The 18,534-nt window shown below is 63.7% G+C and carries 11 protein-coding genes; 7 read left to right on the top strand and 4 right to left on the bottom strand.

Translation table 11 applies throughout. The annotated features are described in order from the left end of the window. Positions 1–3: 3 nt before the first annotated feature. Positions 4–2,076: a carbon starvation CstA family protein gene (locus ACW73L_RS15120; RefSeq protein WP_498923183.1), complete on the bottom strand. Its 2,073-nt coding sequence runs from the start codon at positions 2,074–2,076 to the stop codon at positions 4–6. 215 nt (positions 2,077–2,291) lie between these two features. Between ACW73L_RS15120 and ACW73L_RS15115 the strand changes: the two genes are divergently transcribed. Further along, positions 2,292–3,053, top strand: a complete 762-nt coding sequence (locus tag ACW73L_RS15115) for a L,D-transpeptidase (RefSeq protein ID WP_498923181.1) — start codon at positions 2,292–2,294, stop codon at positions 3,051–3,053. 33 nt (positions 3,054–3,086) lie between these two features. Here the strand turns inward: ACW73L_RS15115 and ACW73L_RS15110 are convergent, their stop codons facing one another. Beyond that, entirely contained in the window at positions 3,087–3,560 is a 474-nt protein-coding gene (locus ACW73L_RS15110; protein ID WP_498923180.1) for an LEA/WHy family protein, read from the bottom strand. Positions 3,561–3,771: 211 nt separating this feature from the next. Here ACW73L_RS15110 and ACW73L_RS15105 point away from each other — a divergent pair, with 211 nt between their 5' ends. From ACW73L_RS15105 to galE, 5 genes are all read left to right on the top strand, one after another. Continuing rightward, positions 3,772–5,205, top strand: coding sequence for a phospholipase D-like domain-containing protein (locus ACW73L_RS15105; protein ID WP_498923179.1), 1,434 nt, complete (start codon positions 3,772–3,774; stop codon positions 5,203–5,205). 195 nt (positions 5,206–5,400) lie between these two features. Further along, positions 5,401–6,414 carry an NAD-dependent epimerase gene (locus ACW73L_RS15100; RefSeq protein WP_498923178.1) on the top strand — a complete coding sequence of 338 codons (1,014 nt, stop codon included), beginning with the start codon at positions 5,401–5,403 and terminating at the stop codon, positions 6,412–6,414. Between the two features lie 22 nt (positions 6,415–6,436). Continuing rightward, the gene (gene mobB / locus ACW73L_RS15095) at positions 6,437–6,982 is read left to right on the top strand and encodes a molybdopterin-guanine dinucleotide biosynthesis protein B (RefSeq protein ID WP_498923176.1); all 546 of its coding nucleotides are present in this window, start codon (positions 6,437–6,439) and stop codon (positions 6,980–6,982) included. Further along, positions 6,960–8,219, top strand: a complete 1,260-nt coding sequence (moeA, locus tag ACW73L_RS15090) for a molybdopterin molybdotransferase MoeA (protein ID WP_498923174.1) — start codon at positions 6,960–6,962, stop codon at positions 8,217–8,219. Before mobB ends, moeA begins: the two co-directional genes overlap by 23 nt. Before the next feature lie 32 nt (positions 8,220–8,251). After that, complete coding sequence (gene galE / locus ACW73L_RS15085) at positions 8,252–9,244, top strand: UDP-glucose 4-epimerase GalE (RefSeq protein WP_498923172.1); 993 nt, start codon at positions 8,252–8,254, stop codon at positions 9,242–9,244. A 116-nt stretch (positions 9,245–9,360) separates the two neighbouring features. Here the strand turns inward: galE and ACW73L_RS15080 are convergent, their stop codons facing one another. Together ACW73L_RS15080 and ACW73L_RS15075 are read right to left on the bottom strand one after the other, a co-directional pair. After that, positions 9,361–9,642: a hypothetical protein gene (locus tag ACW73L_RS15080; protein ID WP_498923170.1), complete on the bottom strand. Its 282-nt coding sequence runs from the start codon at positions 9,640–9,642 to the stop codon at positions 9,361–9,363. A gap of 126 nt (positions 9,643–9,768) precedes the next feature. Continuing rightward, complete coding sequence (locus tag ACW73L_RS15075; protein ID WP_498923168.1) at positions 9,769–10,809, bottom strand: ScyD/ScyE family protein; 1,041 nt, start codon at positions 10,807–10,809, stop codon at positions 9,769–9,771. A gap of 1,081 nt (positions 10,810–11,890) precedes the next feature. On the opposite strand from ACW73L_RS15075, the gene ACW73L_RS15070 reads away from it, so the two are divergent. After that, positions 11,891–18,430, top strand: coding sequence for a tandem-95 repeat protein (locus ACW73L_RS15070; protein ID WP_498923166.1), 6,540 nt, complete (start codon positions 11,891–11,893; stop codon positions 18,428–18,430). Positions 18,431–18,534 lie beyond the last annotated feature (104 nt).

Here is an 18,534-nt window from a genome sequence, read left to right as displayed (position 1 = left end):
GGGTCAGTCCCTGGCCCACTGCTCGGCGAGCCGGCTGGGTGCATAGGGCGACTCGCTCGACGGCGGATGCGGCCAGCGTGCCACGATGCAGAAGCAAACCCGCAGCGTGTCTGCGATCAGAATCCACGTAATGCACAGGAACACCGCGGTCAGTGCGGCATCCAGATAATCATTGAAAACCAGTTGCGGCACCTTGGCGGCCTGTTCGGGTGGCAGCACGCCGGCGGTTAGTTTCGCCGACAGGTCCCGTGCATGCGACAAGAAGCCGATGCGGGTCTCGGCACTGAACAGCTTCTCCCAGGCGGCGCTGCTGGTGACGGTGACGAGCCAGGCCAGGGGCACCCCGGTAACCCAGGCCAGATGCGCCCGGCCGGACTTGACGATGATGGTCGTCGACACGCACAGCGCGATCGCCGCCAACATTTGGTTGGCGATGCCGAACAAGGGCCACAGGCTGTTGATGCCGCCGAGCGGATCGATCGTTCCCATGTACAGGAAATAGCCCCAGCCGGTAACCACCGCCGCGCTGCTGAGCAGCACACCGGGATACCAGCCGGTCCGCCCGAGCGCGGGCACGAATTGACCGAAGATGTCCTGCAGCATGAAGCGCGCGACACGCGTGCCCGCGTCGAGTGTGGTCAGGATGAACAAGGCCTCGAACATGATCGCGAAGTGGTACCACAACGAGAGCAGGCCTTCGCCGAAGGCCTTCGAGAACAGGCTCGCCATGCCGACGGCCAGTGACGGCGCCCCGCCGGTGCGTGCGAACAGGGTGGTTTCGCCCATCTCCCGGGCCAGGAACTCCATGTGTTCCAGCGTTACGGGGAAACCCCATGAGGAGATCTTTGATACCGCGTCCGCGGCGGGTCCGACGACGCCCGCAGGGCTGTTGATCGCGAAATAGACCCCTGGCTCGAGCACGGTCGCAGCGATCATCGCCATGATCGCAACGAACGACTCCATCATCATTGCGCCATAGCCGATGAACCGCGCGTCCCGCTCGTTGGCCAGGAGTTTCGGTGTCGTACCCGACGAGATCAGCGAGTGAAACCCGGAAATGGCGCCACAGGCGATCGTGATGAAGACGAAGGGAAACAGCGTACCGCCGAAAATCGGGCCGGTGCCGTCAATGAACCGTGTCAGGGCCGGCATCTGCACGGCCGGGTGCAGCACGACGATGGCCACGGCCAGCGCCGCGATCGTGCCGAGCTTCATGAACGTCGACAGGTAGTCACGCGGTGCCAGCAACAGCCAGACCGGCAGCACCGCGGCGGCGAAACCGTAGGCGATGACCATCAGCGCGAGCTGCGGTCCATCGAAATCGAAACGGCCATGGAACTGCGGCTGCGCGTCGACCCAGCCGCCGAAAGCCACCGCACCGAGCAGCAGCCCGACGCCGAGCACCGAGGCCTCGAACACCCGCCCGGGCCGCAGGTGGTACATGTACATCCCGATCAGCATCGCAATCGGGATGGTCGCGCCGACCGTCGACGTCGCCCACGGGCTGTGCTTCATCGCGTTGACGACGACCAGACCCAACACGGCGATCAGGATGATCATGATGGCCATCACGCCGACCAACGCCGCCGTGCCGCCGATCGGCCCCAGTTCATCGCGGGCCATTTGTCCCAGCGAGCGCCCGTCGCGACGCGTCGAGAAGACCAGAATCACGAAATCCTGCACGCAACCGCCGAGCACAGCGCCGACCAATATCCACAACGTGCCGGGCAGGTAACCAAACTGGGCCGCCAGGGTCGGACCGATCAGCGGCCCGGGACCGGCAATCGCAGCGAAATGGTGCCCGAACACCACCCAGCGGTGGGTCGGCACGAAATCCCGGCCGTCATTGAAGCGCTCCGCCGGCGTCGCGCGCGTCGGGTCGAGGGCCAGCACCTTGGCCGCAACGAAGGCACTGTAGAAGCGATAGCCCAGCGCGTGGACGCAGACGGCCGCGAGCACGAACCACAGGCTGTTGACCGCCTCCCCCCGGTTCAGCGCAATGCCGCCCAAGGCGGCCGCGCCCAGCACCACCACTGCACCCCAGATCAACACCGTCCTCACGCGCGCCAAGCTCATTCCCGACCTCTCTCAAGCCCTTGTCATTGATCGGGAGACTCATGCCCCCGAGGTAGCCGTATTATGCCCGCCCGGTGCGGAAGCCCAAACCGGGCATCGCCGCGATCGTGGCAAACCCTGTCCCGCGAGACTAGGGGACGGCGACTAGGCTTGAGGTCAAGGCACCGGAACGGTGACCGAGCCTCTGCATGTAACCGCCGTACGAGGGTCCCGCCATGGCGACCAATCCCCGAATCCAACGGACCGCTCTTCCGCACCTGTTCGCACTGCTGATGCTCTTCGCGACCGCCGTGGCCGTGGCAGCCCCATGGGAGGGCTACGGCCGCACCTATCCGGTCCCGCGCTACGACCTGGATCCCGGAGCCGATGCCAACTACCGCTTCGCAGCCGAGCGCAGTTTCCCCCCCTATCGCGACCCGCCATTCGACGAAGCGGTCGGATTGCCGAATCCACTGGACGAGCCGGCTTTCCGCAGCTACGAGGTCATCGTCGTCGTCAACAAGAAAGACAACGCCTTCTGGGGCCGGCCGGAAACCTTGCGGGTCTACCAGCGCGGCGTGGGGTTGCTGTATTACTGGCTGATTTCGACCGGGGACACGGGATGGGGCACGCCGTCGGGTTATTTCGTGCCGACTGGGTTCTCGTCGCGACACTGGTCGAGCGCTTTCGACGCCCCGATGTTCTGGTCGGTGTTCTTCCAGGGCGGTAAGGCATTGCACTCCTCACTTGACCGCGAGGCGCTTGGCGATCTCGGTCAACCGGCCTCGCACGGCTGCGTCCATATCGAGGAGCACCGTGCCGAAGCCCTGTTCCATCTGATCGGACGCAGCGGCTACGGGCTGGTGGACAAACTCGACCCGCGCACGGGCCGGCCCTTGACTGGCGACGACGGCGAGATCGAGCAGTTCGAGGCGACACGGACATTGATCATCGTCGGACCGGCGACGCCGTTCGGCATGACCGCGCTGGCAGACTGAAGAAACCGGCCGGGGCCTTGGCAGCAATCGCAGTCAGCGTGGTGACCGTTGCCCGAGCAGCACCGCCGGGTCCACCGCGCCATCGAACGAAAACGGCAGCCTGCCCAGGGGCCCGAGTGCGCTCAACACCGACAGGTGTCCCTGGACCCGATAGCGGATCTGATCCTCCGCGAGCACGGCCGCCGCGGCTTCGAGCATGCCCAGCGTCTGCGCCGCGACATCGAGATCGAGCTCCGATTCCGCGAGCCGCTTCAGAGTCAGGGGACTCCGGCTGACCCCGGTTGCTACGGGCCTCCCGTTCAGTTCCAGCGTCGCGTCGGCGCCATCCAGGCTGACGTCGATATCGTTCGGATTCTCGACCCTGAGCCGGACCCGGAACCTGGGTACCAGCGGGTTCGGATCACTGAGCGCAAGTCCGGTCAAGGAGACCTCGGGTTCCTTCAGATGCCGGAAATCGGGCAGCCATGAGGCGCAACCCGAAATCTGCAGGACAGCAAGCAGCCACACGATAAGCGGACACCGAAGACATCGTTTCAATCGTCTAACCCCCCGGGGCCGTGTGCCCCGTCTGACTTCGTTCGTCGCTTCCACGCCATCGCTTGACCAGTCGACCCCAACCTGACAGATTCAGGCGCCAGGACGCCGCAGGCTTGCTTGACCCTCAGCAAGCGGCGACGACTCACCCGCAGCCACCCCACTTCGCCCACCGATCGTCGCCATGCCGCCGCGCAATGAACTGACCCGACTCATGGCCGACCACGCCTTCCTGCGGGCGACCGGGGCACCGCTCATCCCGGGCAATACGCTTCAGGTGCTGCGGGATGCGGGCGAGAACTACCCGGCATGGGAAGCCGCCATCGCCGAGGCGCGGCAAACCATCGACCTCGAGATGTATATCATCGCTGATGATCGTACCGGCCGTCATTTCATCGACCTGCTGGCCGCACGGGCTCGGGCCGGGGTCCACGTGCGCTTGCTGTATGACTGGCTGGGCTGTCTTCGGGCCTCATGGGCGGGACGCTTTCGCCCGCTGATCGCTGCCGGCGGCGAAGTGCGCGCCAGCAACCGGCCGCGCCTCAGCGAACCCGCTGCGAGCCTGAGCCGCGACCACCGCAAACTGTTGATCGTCGACGGGCATATCGCATTCGTCTCCGGCCTTTGTCTCGGCAATGCCTGGTTGGGCGACCCCTCACACGGCAAGCCGCCATGGCGCGACACGGGGGTCCGCATACAGGGTCCCGCCGGCGCGGCCGCACGGACCCTCTTCGAGGAAACCTGGCAGGACAGCGGCGACGGACCGGCGGAAACGCGCGACGCCTACGACACGGCTGCCGCCGCACCGGTCGGCAGCGTGGCCGTCCGCGTGGTCGGCACTAGCCCAGCGGCCGGGAATCTGTATCGCCAGGATCTGCTGGTCGCGGCGCTGGCGCGCGAAACACTGTGGCTTACCGACGCGTATTTCATGGGACCTAGCGCCTATCGCGAGGCGCTCCGCAACGCCGCCCGGGATGGGGTCGACGTAAGACTCCTGGTACCCCGCTCCAGCGACCTGCCGTGGATCGCCACCGTTTCGCGAACGCTGTACCGGCCGCTGCTGGAAACCGGTGTGCGCGTCTTCGAGTGGAACGGGCCGATGATCCATGCCAAGACCGCGGTCGCCGACGGGCGCTGGGCACGAGTCGGTTCGTCCAACCTCAACCTCGCCAGCCTGCTCGGCAACTGGGAGATCGACGTCACGGTCGAGAACGCCGACGTGGCCGAGACGCTCGAGGAACATTTTCTGCAGGACTTGCGACAGTCGACCGAGATCCTCATGGGGCGTCGGCAGCGGGTCGTGCTTTCGCACCCAAGACGCCGCCTAGGTTTGCCCTTGCGAGCGGCGGCCCGCAGCGCGCGCGGGGCCGTGCGCTACGCAGCCCTCCTCGGCGGCACGGTAGGCGCCGCTGTGGGAGGCCACCGTCCACTGGATGCGACCGAGGCCGGAGCGCTTGCCGGCGTCGGCCTGTTCCTGCTCACCAATGCCGCAGTTGCCTGGTTCTATCCGCAGTTCCTCGCCATCCCGGTCGCGATCATCTCGGCCTGGATGGGGTTCAGCCTCCTGTACAAGGCGGCGTGGCTCAAGCGCCGCAACCGCCGCCCGGACGGCCAGTGAACGGGGCGCGTCTGCGGCTTGACGCTGGCTCGGGATACGGGCGACACTGCAGAGCCGATGGGGTCGGTGGCTTCTGGCTGGAATGCGGCCCGACACCCCAACGTCCGGCCGGGAACCGCGCCAGCGGTTCGGCCCCTCGCCGACTTAGCCACAAGACCGCACAGTCCGGCGCCCTGCGCATCCACCGAGGCAAGCATGAAGATTCTGGTCACCGGCACCGCCGGGTTCATCGGCTCCGCCGTGGCGCATGCTCTGCTCGACCGGGGCGATGAAGTGATCGGCATCGACAACGTCAACGATTACTACGACGTGCGCTTGAAGGAGACGCGACTGGCGCGCCTCAACGCACGCGACGGTTTCCGCGAAGAGCGCTACGGCATCGAGGATCGCGAGCGCCTGCTGCGCAGCTTTGTCGAACACCGGCCACAGCGTGTCATCCACCTGGCCGCCCAGGCCGGCGTGCGCTACTCGATCACCCACCCGCAGGCCTACGTCGAGGCCAATCTGGTCGGATTCGCCAATGTGCTCGAGGCCTGTCGCTACCACGCGGTGGAGCATCTGGTCTACGCCTCGACCAGTTCGGTGTATGGCGCCAATACTCATATGCCGTTCTCGGTGCACGACAACGTGGACCATCCGGTCAGCTTCTACGCCGCGACCAAGAAAGCCAACGAACTGATGGCCCACACCTACAGCCATCTGTTTCGCATGCCGACGACCGGTCTGCGGTTCTTCACGGTCTACGGCCCCTGGGGACGGCCCGACATGGCGCTGTTCCTCTTCACCCGGCGCATCCTGGCCGGTGAGCCGATCGACGTGTTCAACTACGGGCATCATCGCCGCGATTTCACCTACATCGACGACATCGTCAATGGCGTGGTCCGCGTGCTGGACCGCGCCCCTGAAGGCGACCCCGCGTGGTCGGGCGACGCACCGGACCCGAGCACCAGCCGCGCGCCTTACCGGCTGTACAACATCGGCGCCCACCAGCCGGTAGAACTGCTGCACTTCATCGAGGTGCTGGAATCGTGTCTCGGGAAACCGGCCATCAAGAATCTGTGCCCGATGCAGGACGGCGACGTGCCCGACACTTATGCGGACGTCGACGACCTGATCCGCGACACCGGCTACCGGCCGTCGACCTCCGTCGAGACAGGTATCGCGCGTTTCGTGGACTGGTATCGGGACTACTACGGATTGGTCGGCTGAACCCACTTCTCGCGCCACTGCCATGATCGACCTCGACCACCCCCCGGTGCCGCTGCTCGGTTTCGCCGCGTTCAGCGGGACCGGCAAGACGACCTTGCTGGTCCAGTTGATCCCGCTGCTAGCGGGTCGCGGTGTCCGGGTCGGCGTCATCAAGCACAGCCACCACGCCTTCGAGATCGACAAGCCCGGCAAGGACAGCTATGCGCTGCGCGCCGCTGGAGCCAGCCCGGTGATGCTGTCGTCCAACCAGCGCCGCGCGATCATCACCGAATGGGATGAACCGCGGGAACCGAGGCTCGCCGAGGAACTCGCGCTGTTCGACCGGACCGCCGTCGACCTGATCCTGGTGGAGGGTTTCAAGCAGGAGGCCTTCCCGAAGATCGAACTGCATCGGCCGGCCCTCGGGCGGCCCCTGCTGTTCCCGGACGATGCGCGGATAATCGCGATCGCAACGGATGCGCCTATCTTGCCGGAGCCACCGATACCAAGACTCGATCTGAATCGTCCCGACCGGATCGCTGCCTTCATCTGCCGCGAGATTCTGCATGTCATCGAATGCGGCCTGTGACACGGCAGACGGCGATCCGCTGCTGACTCTCGATCAGGCGCAGGAACGACTGCAGGCGCATCTCGTTCCGCTGGCCGAAACCGAGCGTGTGGGCGTGAGGGGCCGCGAAGCGCTGGGACGGGTGCTGGCACAAGACCTTGTCGCGCCAATCGCGAGCCCCCCTTTCGACAATTCCGCGATGGACGGCTACGCGGTCCGCAGCGAGGATACGGTCTCGCCTGGCATCACACGGTTGGCGGTGATCGGCACGGCCTGGGCAGGGCGGCCCTACGCCGGGACGGTCGGTCCGGGCGAATGCGTCCGGATCTTCACCGGGGCGGTCATGCCGATCGGCGCCAACGCCGTGGTCATTCAAGAGGCGGTCGCAGCCGGAAGTGACGCGATCGAGGTCGCGGGCCCGATCCCGAGCGGCGCCTGGGTCCGGGCAGCCGGACGGGATCTCGCCGCCGGTCAGTGCGCACTACCGGCCGGGAAGCGCTTGTCGGCCATTGATCTCGGCCTGATCGCATCGATGGGGATACCCAGGCTTTCGGTGCTGCGGCGCGTTCGGGTAGGTCTTTTGTCGACCGGCGATGAGCTGACGCCACCCGGCGCAGCCTTACAACCCGGAGCAATCTATGACAGCAACCGTGTTGCGATCAGCGCCCTGCTGCAGCCGCTGCCCGTGGTGCTGAGCGATCTCGGGGTCTGTCCAGACGATCCGGAGACTCTCCGCGTCACGCTGCTTGAAGCCTCGACCTGGAACGACGTCATCCTGACCATAGGCGGCGCATCAGTCGGCGATGCCGATCATGTCGTGCCGACCCTGCGGGAGATCGGGCGCATCAACTTCTGGAAGATCGCGATGAAACCCGGCAAGCCGTTCCTGCACGGCCGGATCGGCGGTTGCCATGTATTCGGGCTGCCCGGCAATCCAGCCTCGGCGCTGGTCGCCTGCCTGCAATTAGTGCGCCCGGGACTGTTGCGGCTGGCAGGCGCGTTGCCGGAGCCGCCGTTGCGGCTGCCGGCGGTTTGCGTCAGGGCGCTGAAAAAGAGCACCGACCGCATGGAGTTCCAGCGCGGCACCTACCGTCTCGAGCCCGACGGCACGCTGACCGTCGCTGCGGTGGGTGGCCAGGATGCCGACCGCTTGGCGGCCTTCAGCGCGGCGAATTGCTTCATCGTGCTGCCGGCCGAGAACCGCGGTACCGGCGTCGGCGACCGGGTACTGATTGAACCTTTCACTTCAACCGGTTAGACTTTACCGATCCAACCAAAACAGGGGATGAAATGAGTCAACGCGGCGTACTGGTGACCGGGGGAGCCGGGTATATCGGCAGTCATGTAGTCAAACAGCTGGGGGCGATGGGTGAGCGCCTGGTCGTGCTGGACAATCTGTCGACGGGCTTCGCCGATGCCGTCACGTACGGCGATTTCGTGCAGGGGGATACCGGGGATACCGAACTGGTCAGCAGTTTGCTCCGCGACTACGACGTCGAGTCGGTCATTCATTTCGCGGCGCACACGATCGTGCCGGAATCGGTCGCACAACCGCTGAAGTACTACGGCAACAACACCTGCAAGACGCGCAACCTGCTGCAATGCTGCAACGAGGCCGGCGTCAAGCATTTCATCTTCTCGTCGACGGCCGCCGTCTACGGCATTCCGACCGGGCCCTACTGCTACGAAGACTCCCCGCTCGCACCGATCAACCCCTACGGCACCTCGAAGCTGATGAGCGAGACGATGCTGCGCGACCTGTCGGCCGCCTCGGATCTGCGGCATGTCGTGCTGCGTTATTTCAATGTCGCCGGCTGCGATCCCGACGGTGAGATCGGACAGTCCACGCGACATGCGACGCTGCTGATCAAGGTGGCGGCCGAGGTCACCGTCGGCAAGCGCGAGAAGCTGATGATCTTCGGCACGGACTACCCGACTCCCGACGGCACCGGCGTGCGTGATTACATCCACGTCAGCGATCTGGCCGACGCCCACGTGAAGGCGCTGATCTACCTGCGGGAAGGCGGCGACTCCGCGACGCTGAACTGCGGCTATGGACACGGGTACAGCGTCCGCGAAGTGGTCGACATGGTCAACAAGGTAAACGGCACGCCGATCCTCGCGGAGGAACATCCGCGCCGGGCCGGCGATCCGCCCGAACTGGTCGCCGCAGTCGACAAGATCCACGAACGTCTAGGGTGGAAGCCGCAATACGACAATCTGGAGTTCATCGTCCGCACGTCGTTGGAGTGGGAGAAGAAGCTCGCCGCGAAGCGCGGCTAGGCGAGACGCCAACTCGGGGCGCCCGCGATGGGGTCCCGAGCCTTCGGCCAGGAGGGAGGTTTCCTGTTGGACAGTGATTCGACTGCGCTCTGTCGTAGTCGACGCGCCCTCCTGCCTCAGTTCCAGCGCGGATTGGTCAGCAGGACCACCATCACGAACAGCGCCGCCAACAAGCCGGGCACGGCGAGCACTGAGGCCACTAGACTCGCCCATCCCTGACGTCCCGCGAGTTTGAGCCACAGGCTGCCGCCGGTCACGGCGAAGGCGACCAGCAGGATCGCAACCCACAGCCCCAGGTTGAACGATGACACCGTCCCGTCGCTCAGACCCACGGCGAAGAAATAGACGATGATCGCCGCGACGATCGTCGCGACGAACCAGAGGCTCCAGAACTTCATCCCGCCTTCTCCACCGATGGGCCACCGGGCTCTTCCTTGCGCTAGCGCGCCCGCAGCTGGCAAGGCGCCGGGTCGGCCAGCCAAGTGGTCTTGGCCAGCCGACTCCGGCATACCTTTGCGTCGAACCTATTTGCAGCGTTGCTTGCCGAGTCCGAGATTCAGGGTAAGTACCTCTCCCTGCCCGACCACGGGCCCAACGCCGAAGCCATTGTTAGACACATACAACAGGCCGTCACGGCCAATCGTCATGCCCGCGGGCCGTGTGAGACCCGTCGCGACCTCGACCCAGCCCGGGCCATCCTGGCGCAGCACGCGCCCCGTTCCGTCGGGAAACAGAAACCCGGCCGAAGCGGCTTCCAGCACGTAAAGCCGACCGGAGCAGTCGAACTCAACGCCCTGAATCAGGTTCAGCCCTTCGGCGAACACCGACACTGCGCCGGATTTCGTCACGCGCAGAATCTTCGCCCCGCCTTCCGGATACGGAAACGCGCCGAAGGTGCCGACGTACAGGCGGCCATCCGGCCCCAGCGTCACGACCGTCGGCGTAAAGTCGTAACCGCCTTCAAACAACGCCGAAAAGTCGGCAATTCGCGTCATGCTGCCGTCGGGATTCAACCGATCCAGGACACCATGATTGGCCTCGGCGATGTAGTAGTGGGACTGGTCGCGGATGATTCGAGTCGGGACGCCATCCGGATTGAAAAAGTCATCCCGAACGGCGGGCGGATTCGCGCGGTACCAATCCGACAGGTTGACGACTTGCGAGACGGAACGGTCAGGACGGATACGCAACACTTCGGAAACCTGGCCGACGGCACCCGTCTGGCACCCGCCCAACACCACGGCCAGGACGTCCGGTCCATCGAAATTCAGATCGCTGATCCCGTTAATCTCTGCACCGGACGCCGGAGCCTGCGCAAAGGAATGGAATCCCTTCTTGAACGTCATCTTTTTCCCGTTTGGGCCGATCCGCGTGATTCGACCCGAGTACCCCGATGTTGCGGGGCCGATCGGCGGCGGAAACTGATCACATTCCCCCACGCTGCTGTTCGAGCCCCCGATACCCGACTCCACCACATAGAGTTTGCGATCCTTACCGAAGCGCAGCCCTCGCGGATTATCCAGACCGGATGCGAAAACCGCGGCATTCTCGGGCAGTGCAGCCATCGCGGACGAAGCGCCGGCGAGTGCCAGTAAACAAGAAAGCAAGAAATTCCTTCGCATTGAATAGTCCCCCTCTAGTCCATTGGTTGTTGAACGAATGGGCTACGTCACCCATCGCCGGCGCAGCATGCGACGCCGCCCGGCGGGCTGTCAACGACCCCGAACAAGGCAGTCCCGTTCTGTCTGGCTTTCGGAAAAGGGAGCGGCTACGCCTCGACGCGATGTTCCGCGGGAATCGTCAATGACGGGTCGTCAAAATGCTGTGAGCGATATCGCGGGAAACGCTTCACCGCCGGCGCTTTGGGGATGCATCAGCCCAGGATAAGGACGCGGCATTCGCGCTGCAGCAGCCGCGAAAGTATTCCCCACTCTCGCACGCCGAAGAACTCATGCACTGCAGTCCTCCCGGACAGCACGGTTCAAGCGGCAACAACAGGGTCAGGTTGCTGCCCTGCCTTCCGACAAACCAAACCGGCGTGGCGGCACGGATGGCTCCATCTGAAACTGCCCACGGTCTCAGCGCGTGGCCCGGGCCCACGACTTGCTGATGTTCTATCCAGCCGCGCGGGGTGATAGGCCAGCAAAGCTGCGCGACCCATGACTCAGTTTGGACAGCACGACGAAGACGTCGGACCTGCCGCCCCCCCCCCGGCATTCCAGCAACGACCGCGATCCTGGTCAGATTCAGGGGGAATCAGCAGAGGCCGGCAATCCACTACGCGCTCGGAAGTCCCTACCGAAGATTGTCTCCTTTTAGGAAACTCAGTGTCTCCAGAAATTCACGAAACGTCCTTCCGGATGCTTTGAACCGGTCGTCCGGCGTCACTCGGCCACAACATTTACTTGATAGCCATGCGGTTTTTGGTCCGGACTCACTCACCGCCAGACCGCCGCCGCGCGCATTGCAATGTGATGCCGTTCACAGTTTCGACAACCAGCTACTAGGCTTTGCCGCAAAGGAGGCAACGGCTCCAACCCAGGGCGGCGACATGACAAGCGAGCGCCGAACCACCACAACACTCGGCAGGCCGACGCCCCCTCTTCAGATCCATCCATTGCTACGTCTTGATCGAGGATCATCGTCATGAGCACGTTCAAAGCACAATCCGGCGCTGCCAACCCGTTCACTGGCATCGATGTGGGGTCGAACAGTAAACCGATACTTGCCGACCTGGATAAAGATGGCGACCTTGACGTCGTCATCGGCGAGTACGATGGCAACGTCAACTACTACAAGAATACCGGCACCGCATCGGCTCCGGTCTTCCAAGCACAGACCAGCAGTGCCAACCCCTTCAATGGCGTCGATCTCGGCATTCTGGGTTACAACAGCGCTCCGGCCCTGGGCGATCTCGATGCCGACGGGGACCTCGATGCCGTCTTCGGAGAGTGGGATGGCACGCTGAATTACTACAAAAACACCGGCACCTCCGCTGCCCCCGTTTATTCTCGGCAGTCCGGATCTGCCAACCCCTTTGACAACAGAGATGTAGGGTCTAACAGCACTCCCAGTTTCGTCGACCTGGACAATGATGGTGACCTCGACGCCGTGATCGGCGAAGACAATGGCAATCTCAACTACTACCAAAACACGGGCACGGCATCAGCCCCGACATTCGTGGAGCGGACCGGCGCTGCGAACCCCTTCAATAGCATCGATGTCGGGACGGAGAGCACCATCAGCTTTGGTGACGTGGACGGCGATGGCGATCTCGACGCGGTCGTCGGCGAAGACAATGGGAGCCTGAAGTACTACGAAAACACCGGCAGCGCGTCGACCCCAAAATTCGAGGCACGCACCGGCGCTGACAATCCTTTCGATGGGATTGACGTTGGGGACCACAGCGCCCCCACCCTGGCCGACTTAGACGGTGACGGTGACCGGGATCTCATCGTGGGCGAGTACGACGGCACTCTGAACTATTACGTGAACAACAGTTCGCCGCGGGCCGTCGACGACAAGCTATCCGCAACTGAAGACACGGAAGTGACCTTCACTGCGGACGAACTGCTCGGCAACGATATCGACGCAGAGAAGGCTCAACTGTCGATAGTCAGTGTAACGTCAGGCACGGGCGGAACCGCCGTGCTGAACGAAAACGGCACCGTCACCTTCACTCCCGACGCCGACTTCAACGGCAAAGCCGAATTTACCTACACCATCAGCGACGGCACCCAGAGCAGCAAAGCGGCCACAGTCAGTATCGACGTGGCCGCTGTCAACGACGCTCCGATCGCAGTAGAGGACACCCTGTCCGCGACCGAGGACACACCTGTGACCTTCACCGCGGCGGAACTGCTCGGCAACGATACGGATGTCGAGAAAGAACTGCTGTCCATTGCCAGCGTAAAGTGTGGCACCGGTGGCACCGCCGTATTGAACCAGGACGGCACCGTCACCTTCACACCCGATGCTGACTTCAACGGAAAAGCCGATTTCACCTACATCGTCACCGACGGCACCGACACCAGCGCGCCGGCTACCGTGACGGTCGACGTGGCGGCAGTCAACGACGCACCGATCGCGGTTGCAGACGCATTCTCCACCGATGAAGACACCGAGATCACGTTCACCGCTGAAGACCTCGTCGGCAATGACACCGACGTGGAGAAAGATGAACTGACCATCGCCAGCGTCACCTCCGGCACGGGCGGCACGGCCGTACTGAACGAAGACGGCACCGTCACCTTCACCCCCGACGCTAACTTCAATGGCGAGGCTGAGTTCACCTACACCATCACCGACGGCACCGAAACCAGCGAGGCAGTGAAGGTTAAGGTGGCAGTCGCTGCCGTCAACGATGTACCGACCGCGGTCGACGACAAGCTGTTCGCGACTGAGGATACGGAGGTGACATTCTGCGCCAAGGATCTCCTCGGGAATGACCCCAATGTGGACAACGAGGAACTGACGATTGCCAGCGTCAAGTCGGGCACCGGCGGCACGGCCGTCTTGAATGAAGACGGTACCGTCACGTTTACCCCGGATGCGAACTTCCACGGAAAGGCCGATTTCACCTATACCGTCACGGATGGAACCTACACCAGCGAGCCGGCCACGGCCACCGTCGATGTGGCCTCGGTCGATGACGGCCCGCCGGAGCTCAATACCCGCATCGAATTTCAGTCGACGGCAGAAGCCAGCCCGTTCACCTTCACCATACCGGAAGGCACTTTCGTCGATCCCGATGGGGATCCCATGACGTATCAGGCCCGGCTGGTGGACAACGACGGCAACCTCGTCGATCTGCCAGAGTGGCTCAGCTTCGACGCTGCAACGACGACCTTCACAGGCACACCGCAAATCGACGAAGTGCTGTATATCCGGGTCGACGCCACAGACGCCTTTGGAGGCAACACGTTCGACTTCTTCGAACTCACTGTTACCCCGACGAACGACGCGCCGGTCGCCGAGGTCGATGAATTGTGGGCCGTCGAGGATACGGAGAAGACGTACACGGCAAACCGCTTGCTGAACAACGACACCGATGAGGAAGGTGACACGCTGATCATCGCCGGCGTCAAGTCGGGCACGGGCGGCACGGTCGAGCTGAACGACGACGGTACCGTGACCTTCACGCCGGAGGAAAATTTCTACGGCAAGGCTGACTTCACGTACACGGTAAGTGATGGCACCGATACCAGCGCCCCAGTGCAGGTCATCGTCAATGTGACGCCGGTCAACGATGCGCCGGTCGCCGTGGACGACATACTGAAGGCAGAGGAAGACACGCCGGTCACCTTCACCGCGGCCGATCTGCTTGACAACGACACCGACGTCGACAACGACAAGATCACGATCGCCAGCGTCACCTCCGGTAGCGGCGGCACTGCCGTACTGAACGAAGACGGCACCGTCACCTTCACCCCCGATCCCGACTTCAACGGCGAGGCCGAGTTCACCTACACCATCAGCGATGGCGCCGAGACCAGTTTCGAAGCCAAGGCCACTGTCGAAGTTTCACCCATCAACGACGTGCCTATCGCCGTCGCGGATGAACTCGCTGCCGTCGAGGACACCCCGGTCACCTTCACCGCGGCAGACCTGCTCGGCAACGACACCGACGTCGAGAAGGATGGACTGGCCATCGCCAGCGTCACCTCCGGTATCGGCGGCACCGCCGTACTGAACGAAGACGGCACCGTCACCTTCACCCCCGACGAGAACTTCAACGGCGAGGCCGAGTTCACCTACACCGTGACCGATGGCACGGATACCAGCGACGAAGCCAAGGTCGAGGTCGAGGTCGCACCGGTCAACGACGTGCCCGTCGCGGCCGAGGATGAGTTCGCTACCGATGAGGACACGCCGGTCACCTTCACCGCGGCAGATCTGCTCGGCAACGACACCGACGTCGAGAAGGATGGACTGACCATCGCGGGTGTCACATCCGGCATCGGCGGCACAGTCGTGCTGAACCAGGACGGCACCGTCACCTTCACCCCTGATGCCGACTTCAACGGCAAGGCCGGCTTTACCTATAGCGTTACCGATGGCACTGATACCAGTGTCGCAGCCAAGGTCGAGGTCGAGGTCGCACCGGTCAACGATGCGCCGATCGCAGCGGACGATGCCCCCGAGCTCAACGCAGCCCCGGGAATCGAGGCAACCGGGAATGTCCTGGCGAACGATACCGAGATCGACGTCGGCGATCATCTACGCGTGACGGCGGTCCGCACCGGTGGCATCGAGGACAGTGGCATGACCGGCGAGGTCGGTCTGACACTGGCCGGCACTTACGGCAGCCTGTTACTGAATGCGGACGGCAGTTACACCTATGCAGTGGACGCAAAGAACCCCACTGTTCAGGCCCTGTCGCGTAACGCCACGCTGCAGGATACTTTCAACTACACGGTCGATGACGGACAGGGTGGCACGGACACGGCGGTACTGACCGTCACCTTTAACGGCCCGAATCACGCGCCGGTGCTGGTGCGCACCATTCCCGACCTGACGGTCACGGAAGATGCAGCGATGCAGGCTTACACCGTGCCGGCAGGGCCAGCCAACCGTATTTTCCGGGATGCTGACGGGGACAAACTCACCTACAGCGCGAGCCTTGTAGATGGTTCGGAGCTGCCACCATGGTTGCACTTCGACGCCGCAACCCGACGGTTCAGCGGTACACCGGATGACAGCGGCCGGATCGAAGTTCGCGTCACCGTCACGGACGGCGATGTAACCGCATCCGACGTGTTCCGGCTGACGATTACGCCGGTCAATGACGCTCCGGTGGCCGAAGATATCTCGGGTGAGGCGGAGGAAGGCGGTCCGGCGACGGAGCTGAAGGCGGCCTTCTCTGATCAGGACAAGGGCGATACCCACACATTCTCCGTGGATACGACCGGCACCCTGGGGAAGGTTGTCAACAACGAGGACGGTACCTTCAGTTATGACCCGAACGGGGCGTTCGAGTGGTTGGGAGAGGGTCAGGAAACCACCGACAGCTTCAGCTACACGGTGAAGGATGCCGCGGGCGCGGAATCGACCATGACCGCCACCGTGACCATCACTGGGGCAAACGATGCGCCCGAGGCCGAGGAGATCGCCGAAACAGCGAGCGAGGATGGCCCGGCAGTGACCTTAACTGCCGATTTCAGCGACGTCGATGAGGGTGACACCCACACCTTCACCGTCGATTCGGAGGAGACGATCGGCATCGTCGTCAACAACGAAGACGGCACGTTCAGCTATGACCCGAACGGAAAGTTCGAGTACCTGGCCGACGGCGAGAAGGCAACCGATACCTTCACCTACACGGTCACGGATGCGAAGGGCGAGCAAGTCACACGGACCGCGACGGTGACCGTCACCGGCGTGAACGATGCGCCGGTGTTAACGGGTCAGCAGGGCGAGATGCCCGTCGGTGTCGAGGATACGAGCTACACCATCCCGACCGATACGCTGATGAGCTATCTGCTCGCAGGCTACACCGACATCGAGGGCCAGGAACTCACTGCCGTCGATATCACCGTCGATCATGGCAGCCTCATCGACAAGGCTGACGGCACCTGGGAGTACACGCCGGAAGCGGACTACAGCGGCGAGGTGAAGGTCAGTTACGTGGTCGAGGACGAACAGGGTGGAGAGGTCCAAGCGGAACTGGTCTTCAAGGTTACCGCCACCCCGGATGCGCCGGTCGTCATGACCTCACTGGAAGACCAGGTCATCGGAGACGGCCACGCATTCGAGTATCGGATCCAGGGAACACCAACCTTCACGGACGCCGATACCCCCTACGGTGACGAACTGACTTTTACCGCAACGCTCAAGGACGGCAAACCCCTGCCGGCATGGCTCACACTCGATGCACAGACCGGCGTGTTCAGCGGTACGCCCAAGGCCTCCGACGCCGGGGTGCTGACGCTCAAAGTCACGGCAACCGACAAGCTCGGAGCTTCCGTCTACGACTATGTGAAGTTCACGGTACAGGATGTCGACAACGCGCCCACCGGCAAGGTCAGTCTGGCAGGCGCCATCAAGGACGGGCGTGCGCCAGAACTGGCTGTACTGACGGTGGACACGACCAGCCTGGCCGACGCCGACGGTCTCGGCTTGCTGGCCTATCAATGGCAGTCCCGCACTGCGGATGGAGACTGGACCGATATCGGCGGTGCGACCAAGGCCAGCTTCACCCCTAACGATGAGACCGCCGGCCTCGCCATTCGGGTGGTCACGAGCTATACGGACGGCGGCGGCACGTTCAACGAGATCGCCAGCGACGAAGTGCTCATCTCCGATGCACGCAACACGCAGCACGGGGATGCCGCAGCCAACGTCCTGACGGGAACGGCGGTCACTGACCGGATCTACGGCGCTGCCGGTAACGATGTCATCGACGGCCTGAACGGCGACGACCAGTTGTACGGCCAGGTCGGCCGCGACACATTGCGGGGCGGCGACGGCAACGACTGGCTGGATGGCGGTCTTGGTATCGACAACATGGCGGGCGGACGCGGTGCGGACACCTATGTCGTCGACAATATCGGCGACGTGGTCACGGAAATGGCCGGCGCGGGCATCGATACGGTCCGTAGTTCGGTCGACCATAAACTGGGAGCCTTCGTCGAACGCCTGATTCTGACCGGCACTGACGCCATCAATGGCACCGGCAATGGCCTGGACAATCGCCTCATCGGCAACAGCGCGGACAATGTGCTGGACGGCGGCCGCGGCAGCGACACGCTGAGCGGCGGCGACGGCAGCGATACCTTCCGGTTGCTCTCCGAAGATGCGGCGGACCTGGTGCTGGACTTCACGTCGGGCTTGGACAGGCTGGCTCTGGCCGGAGCCGAGGTGGGCAACGGCGACAAGCTCCTGGACGGCGCACTCGAACTGGCCGGTCCCGGCGGCTTTGGGACGGCGGCAGAGCTGGTCATCTTCGCCACCGACATCTTCGGTGACATCACTGCCGACTCTGCAGCCGCTGCCATCGGCAGCGCAACCGAAGCCTACGCAGTGGGCGACGCCCGGCTGTTCGCAGTCGATAACGGTCAGGATACGGCGCTGTATCAGTTCGAAGCCGGGAACGCCGACGCATCTGTCGACGCCGCGGAACTCACACTGATTGGCGTCCTCCAGAGCACCGCCCAAACCGTGCTGGCCGACTACCAGTTGGTCTGAGCCCAGCGCAGCATTGCCGGGGGCTTCGCGCCCCCGGCAGCCGCTCCTCGAAGATCCAGCGACCATCGCATCTTCGCCTCCACCCGGTGGCATCCGAAGTCACG

The sequence above is a fragment of the Methylolobus aquaticus genome (assembly GCF_054172105.1).
This window is presented reverse-complemented; position numbering and strand designations above follow the sequence as displayed.

Coding starts and splice junctions, on each gene's coding strand:
- ACW73L_RS15070 (WP_498923166.1), top strand. CDS start 11,891: ATGAGCACGTTCAAAGCACAATCCGGCGCTGCCAACCCGTTCACTGGC.
- moeA (WP_498923174.1), top strand. CDS start 6,960: ATGTCATCGAATGCGGCCTGTGACACGGCAGACGGCGATCCGCTGCTG.
- ACW73L_RS15115 (WP_498923181.1), top strand. CDS start 2,292: ATGGCGACCAATCCCCGAATCCAACGGACCGCTCTTCCGCACCTGTTC.
- galE (WP_498923172.1), top strand. CDS start 8,252: ATGAGTCAACGCGGCGTACTGGTGACCGGGGGAGCCGGGTATATCGGC.
- ACW73L_RS15075 (WP_498923168.1), bottom strand. CDS start 10,809: ATGGCTGCACTGCCCGAGAATGCCGCGGTTTTCGCATCCGGTCTGGAT.
- ACW73L_RS15100 (WP_498923178.1), top strand. CDS start 5,401: ATGAAGATTCTGGTCACCGGCACCGCCGGGTTCATCGGCTCCGCCGTG.
- mobB (WP_498923176.1), top strand. CDS start 6,437: ATGATCGACCTCGACCACCCCCCGGTGCCGCTGCTCGGTTTCGCCGCG.
- ACW73L_RS15080 (WP_498923170.1), bottom strand. CDS start 9,642: ATGAAGTTCTGGAGCCTCTGGTTCGTCGCGACGATCGTCGCGGCGATC.
- ACW73L_RS15105 (WP_498923179.1), top strand. CDS start 3,772: ATGCCGCCGCGCAATGAACTGACCCGACTCATGGCCGACCACGCCTTC.
- ACW73L_RS15120 (WP_498923183.1), bottom strand. CDS start 2,076: ATGAGCTTGGCGCGCGTGAGGACGGTGTTGATCTGGGGTGCAGTGGTG.